The organism is Kitasatospora sp. NPDC059462 (assembly GCF_042749955.1).
Lineage (GTDB): Bacteria > Actinomycetota > Actinomycetes > Streptomycetales > Streptomycetaceae > Kitasatospora.
Genome location: NZ_JBHYUU010000317.1, coordinates 1 through 5,461 on the forward strand (window position 1 = coordinate 1; position 5,461 = coordinate 5,461).

The 5,461-nt window shown below is 77.1% G+C and carries 2 protein-coding genes and 3 tRNA genes; 4 read left to right on the forward strand and 1 reads right to left on the reverse strand.

Annotation, left to right across the window (positions count from 1 at the left end):
* On the reverse strand, window positions 1-2,559 hold a 2,559-nt coding region (locus tag ACFXAM_RS37615), incomplete at its 3' end, for a PAS domain-containing protein (protein ID WP_380298322.1).
* 179 nt (window positions 2,560-2,738) lie between these two features.
* Here ACFXAM_RS37615 and ACFXAM_RS37620 point away from each other — a divergent pair.
* The 4 genes from ACFXAM_RS37620 to ACFXAM_RS37635 form a co-directional block, all read left to right on the forward strand.
* Window positions 2,739-2,832, forward strand: a tRNA-Ser gene (locus ACFXAM_RS37620).
* Between the two features lie 215 nt (window positions 2,833-3,047).
* Window positions 3,048-3,123, forward strand: a tRNA-Arg gene (locus ACFXAM_RS37625).
* A 31-nt stretch (window positions 3,124-3,154) separates the two neighbouring features.
* Window positions 3,155-3,230: transfer RNA gene (locus tag ACFXAM_RS37630), tRNA-Arg, on the forward strand.
* 458 nt (window positions 3,231-3,688) lie between these two features.
* Window positions 3,689-5,461: Ig-like domain-containing protein (locus ACFXAM_RS37635; RefSeq protein WP_380298323.1), on the forward strand; the 1,773-nt coding region annotated here is incomplete at its 3' end.

A 5,461-nucleotide genomic window follows, 5' to 3' on the forward strand; every position in this document is an offset into this window, starting at 1 on the left:
GGTCTCGCCGCCCGGGCCGGGCGGGACGGCCCGCCGGCGCCGCCGGCCGGTCGGCGTGGGTGCGGCGGACTCGGGCGGAGCGGGCGCCGGGCCGGCCGGCAGCGCGTGCTCCAGCCCCGGGTAGACGGGGGTCTCGGGGACACCGGGCAGGGCGAACCCGCCGGAGGAGTCCTCGGCACCGGGCAGCGCGCGACGGCGCCGCGACGGCCGGTGCTCGGCGTCGCCGCCGTCCTGGCCGGCCGGTCCCTCCGGGGCGGAGTCGCCGCTGCCGGGGCCGAGCGCGATCGGGCCGCGCGCGCCGCCGGCGGACCGGGCCTCGCCGGTGCCGGCGGCCCCGCCGTTCCCCTCGCCGCGGCGCTCGTCCGGGCGTCCGCCGTCGACCGGCACGGCGTAGGCGGTGCCGGAACGGCCGTCGTCCTTGCCCCAGGGGTCGTTCTGCGGGCCGTTCGGGCCGCCCAGGCCCTGGCGCCCGTACGCGGGGTCGTTGCCGGTGCCGTTCCACTGCTCGGGCACGGCGCGTTCGATCCGGGCGGGGGCGTTGGGCCACTGGTCGGCGGGGACGTCCGGGGCGGTGCCGCCCGCGGGGGCGGGCGCCGCGGTGTCGCGGCCCGGCTGCTCGGGGGCGGCGGGCGGCAGCTCGACGGCCGGCCGGCCACGGCGTCCGCGCCGCTGTTCGGCGGCCGGGGCCTCGCCCGGCGCACCGCCGGCCGCCGGCGGGTCGGCCGGGGCCTCGGGGCCGCGGGCGTCGGCGGAACCCTGGGGCGCGCCCTCGGGGGAGTCCTCCGCCGCGGGGCCGGCGGGTCCGCCCGGGGCGGAGCCCTCGGCGGCCGGCTCCCCGTCCTCGGCGGCGCTCGGCAGCTGCGGGATGCCCGGCAGGTCGGGCAGGACGGCGCTGTCGCTCTCCTTCGGCCGGTCCGACCGGCCCTCGGCTGCGGCGCGCTCGGCGGCGGCCTTGGCGGCGACCGGGTCCAGCGGCAGTTCGACGACGTAGGTGGTGCCGGCCCGGCCCGGCAGCTCGTGCGGCTGGAGCACCCCGCCGTGGCGCTCGACCACCGCCCGGGCTATCGGCAGGTGGACGGGGCTGCCGCCGCGTCCGGGGCCGCGGATCTCCACCCGGGCGACCTCGCCGCGCTGGGCGGCGGCGAGCACCACGGCCGGCACGTCGCCGCCGGCCGGCGGCAGGGCGGGCGTGCCGGGGGCGGCGAGTCCGGGGGAGGGCAGCTCGGGGGCGGCGTCGTCCAGCGCGAGGCCGATGCCGCTGACGTCGGCGACCAGGTGGGCCAGCGCCTGGGCGAGCCGCTGCTCGTCGGCGATCACCTCGACGGCGGCGGCGTGCACGGAGAACCGCACCCGGCCGGCGCCGACCAGCTCGCCCGCGTGCTCGACGGCCCGGCGGACCACCTTGTCCAGGGCGACGGGCACCCGCTCGGCGGCCTTCCGCCCGTCCTTGCCGTCCGTGCCCTTGCCGTCCGCACCCTTGGCGTCGGTGCCGGCCCCGGCGCTCTCGCCGGCCTCGCACCGCTGGTGGGCCAGCACGCCCTCGATCAGCTTGCCGTACCGGCGGCACTCGTCGGCCAGCCGGCGCAGGGTCCAGTTGGCCTCCGGCCACAGCTGCCCGGCCGGGTCGGCGGCGAGCGCGTCGATCCGCCGGTGAAGCGCGGTCAGCGCGCCGCCCAGCTCGCTCTCCAGGACGGCGGTGAGGTGCTCGTTGCGGGCGACCAGCGCCAGCTCGCGGCTGCGGTCGGTGAAGGTCATCACGGCGCCGACCAGCTGGTCGCCGTCCCGGACGGGAGCGGTGGTGAGGTCGACGGTGACCGGCCGGCCGTCCTTGCGCCACAGCACGGTGCCGCGCACCCGGTGCTTGCGCCCGGAGGTCAGGGTGTCCAGCAGCGCGGACTCCTCCAGCGTCAGCGGGGTGCCGTCGGCCCGGGAGTGCTGGATCAGCGGGTGGAGCTCCCGGCCGCCCAGCTCGCTGGCCCGGTACTCCAGGATGTGCGCGGCGGCCGGGTTGACCAGCACGCAGCGGCCTTCGAGGTCGACGCCGAGCACGCCCTCGGCGGCGGCCCGCAGGATCATCTCGGTCTGCTTGTGCTGGCGGCGCAGCTCCGCCTCGACGCCGAGCCGGCCGGTCAGGTCGCGGACCAGCAGCAGGAGCAGGTCGGAGGAGCGGGAGCCCTCGCGGTAGGGGTCGTAGGGCGCGGGGGGCGCGTAGCCCGAGCCGGCGGCGGACCCGTCGTCGTCGAAGTCGTTGCCGGAGACCTCGACCGGGAAGGTGGTGCCGTCGGTGCGCCGGGCGGTCATCCGCACCGGGCGGTCGAGGGCGTCGTCCTCACGGGCGGCGGGCCGCATCGAACCGGGGATCCGACTGGGGTCGAACTCCGGGAGCAGGTCGAGGACGCCCATGCCGACCAGCGAGGTGCCGGGTGCCTGCAGCGCCTGGACGGCCGCGTTGTTGGCATCGACGACGGTGCCGTTGCTGTTCACCAGCAGCAGCGCGTCGGGCAGGGCGTCGAGTATGGCGGCGAGGCGAGCAGCGCCTCGGATCGGCCTGCTGCTCACGTCGACAGGTCTCCTCGGCTCAGGGCAGCTCTCTCCGGAGAGGGCAGTATCTCATTCTTCTTTGCGGCGGGGACGACCCGCCTAGTAACGTGGTCGGCGGTTGGTGCCGGGCCCCCGGGTTGTGGCATCATCACAGGCACAGGGAACGAGTCCGCGCACGCGGGCTTGCTCCGTGTGGAGGAGGCTTCGCCTAGTCCGGTCTATGGCGCCGCACTGCTAATGCGGTTTCGGGGTTATTCCTGATCGAGGGTTCAAATCCCTCAGCCTCCGCCAGCCGGGAGCCCCGCCGACGATCTCGTCGGCGGGGCTCTTCGCATGTCCGGGGAGGTCCGGGGAGTGCGGAGGCGCCCGGGGAGGGCCCGGGGAGGGCCCGGGCGGCGGCCGGCCAGGGGGCGTCCGGGGTGCCCGGATCAATCGATTTCGTCCCGCGCCGCAGGTCATGTAATGTTGTCCCCGCACCGCCCCGGTGGAAACGTTCACCAGGGCGAGCGCTCATAGCTCAACGGATAGAGCACTTGACTACGGATCAAGAGGTTGCAGGTTCGAATCCTGCTGAGCGCACCAAACCCCGCAAGACCGGGTCCGCCCGGCACTTGCGCTCATAGCTCAACGGATAGAGCACTTGACTACGGATCAAGAGGTTGCAGGTTCGAATCCTGCTGAGCGCACCATCGAGGAACCCCCGGCCATCGGCCGGGGGTTCCTGCGTTTCCGGACCGCCGCCCGCCGCCCGGGCCCCGCCGCCCGGGCCCCGGGGCCCGGGCCGGCCCGGCCCGGTCGATCCGGGGGCGGGTCCGGGCGTCTCCCGTGCAGGGCGCCGGGGTGGCGATCGGGCCGGTGGTTCGAACAGAGCTCACCGGTGAATGGTCGGATCCCGGACGTCGGTGCGCCGTCGGGTCGCCGGGATTCCTCGCGATACCCCGCGATACCCCGCCTAATGGATGAAATGCAGTCCTTTCGGGTACATCCCGTCCTGCCGGTCGGAGGGCCGCCAATCGGGTGTCACGCGGCCGATGGTGCAAGTGTCGCGGTATGACCGGCCCAGGATCGTGATTCCGTTTTGTCTGATCTTGTGTTCTGCCTGCCCGGCCGTCCAGGCCGCCCGGCAGCCGATGCGAAGGAGAGCCGGATGAAGCGACCGTTCCCGGCTGCGGCCCGGACCGCCGCCGTCCTGGCGGCCGGGCTGCTGATCGGCTGGAACCCGCCGCCCTCGGCCGCCCGGCAGCTTCCCGGGGAGGCCGTCATCGGCGGTTCCGGGGTACCGGCCGGCCGCTCCGGAACCGGCCGTTCCGTCGTTCCGTCCTCGGACGCCCCGCGGTCCGGGGGTTTCGCGGCGGATTTCCGGAGTGCCGGGGAAAGCCCGCGGTCGGGCGGTTCCCGGCGGGCCGTCGGAACGCTCCGGACGGAATTCCCCCGGGCGCTGCGCAATCCCACTCCGGAGACCGCCGCAATCGCCGCCGTCGGCGTCTCCGCAATCGCCGCCGGGAACGACCCGGCCGCCCCGGCCGAAGGTGCCGGCAGCGCACCGAAGGGCTACGGCACCGCCTCCCACCGGCTCTCCGACCTCTTCCTGGGCGGTGATGCCACCGCCGGTGCCCCGGGCGGCGGCCCGGTCCCCGGCTATCCCGAGGAGGCGGCGGTCGGCCACGACTACCGGCTCACCGTGCCCGTCGCGGTCGGCGGCGCGCCCGCCACCGTGGCCGGCTGGATCGACTTCGACCGCAACGGCCGCTTCGACCCGGCCGAGCGGGTGCAGGCCGAGGTCGCCGCCGGCGGGCGCAGCGCCACCCTGGAATGGACCGTCCCCGCCGGGGCCTCCTCCGGCGAGACCTGGGCCCGGCTGCGGATCGGCCGCGACCCCGCCCAGGTGGTGTCGGCCGAGGGCCACGCCGATTCCGGGCAGGTCCTGGACCGGCGGATCCGGCTGACCGTCGGGGCTGCCCGCCCGGAGATCTCCCGGCCGGCCGACGGCGCCACCCTCACCGAGACCCGCCCCCTGGTCTCCGGCGGCCGGGCGACGGCCGGCGCCACCGTCGAGGTCCGTGAGGGCGACACCGTGCTCTGCCGCTCCCGGGCGGCCCGGGGCGGCGACTGGTCCTGCCGCCCGGACGCGGCGCTGGCCGAGGGCCCGCACACCCTCACCCCCGTGCCGGCCGGCGACGGCGGGGCGGCGCGCGCCGGTGAACCGGTGCGGATCACCGTGCGGACCGCGGCGCCGGGCACACCCGTGCTGACCCTGCCCGCCTCCACCAACGACCCCGGCATCCGGCTGACCGGCACCGGCGAGCCGGGCGGCATCGTCGTCGTCACCGACCTGCCACCCGGCGGGCAGCAGACCGACCTGTGCAGCACCTCCGTCCGGGCCGACGGCGGCTGGTCCTGCCTGCCGGTGGAGAGCCTGGGGGAGGGGCGGCACCGGATCACCCCGGCCGCCGCCGACCTCGCGGGGAACCGGACCGCCGGACAGCCGGCCGAGCTGGTGGTCGACACCGCGCCGCCGGACCGTCCGGTGCTCACCGCGCCGGCCGCCGGGGAGACCGTGCGCACCGCCCGGCCCCGGCTGGCGGGCAGGGCCGAACCCGGCGCGCGGGTGCTCGTCACGGCGGGGCCGCGCGGCGGCCGGGAGAGTGCGCGGATCGTCGCCTGCGGCACGACGGCGGCCGTCGACGGCAGCTGGACGTGCACGGCCAACCGGGATCTGACGGGCGGGGAGCAGTGGCTGGTCGTCTCGGTGACCGACCCGGCGGGGAACGGGACGGCGGCGGAGCCGGTGGCGGTCCGGGTCGAGGTGCCGGCGGGCACGGCGGTTCCGGCGCCGGTGCCGACGCCGGTGCCGACGCGCGACCCCGTGCCCTCGGCGTCCGCCGCCGCGACGCCGTCGTCGCCGGTCACGCCCTCCTCC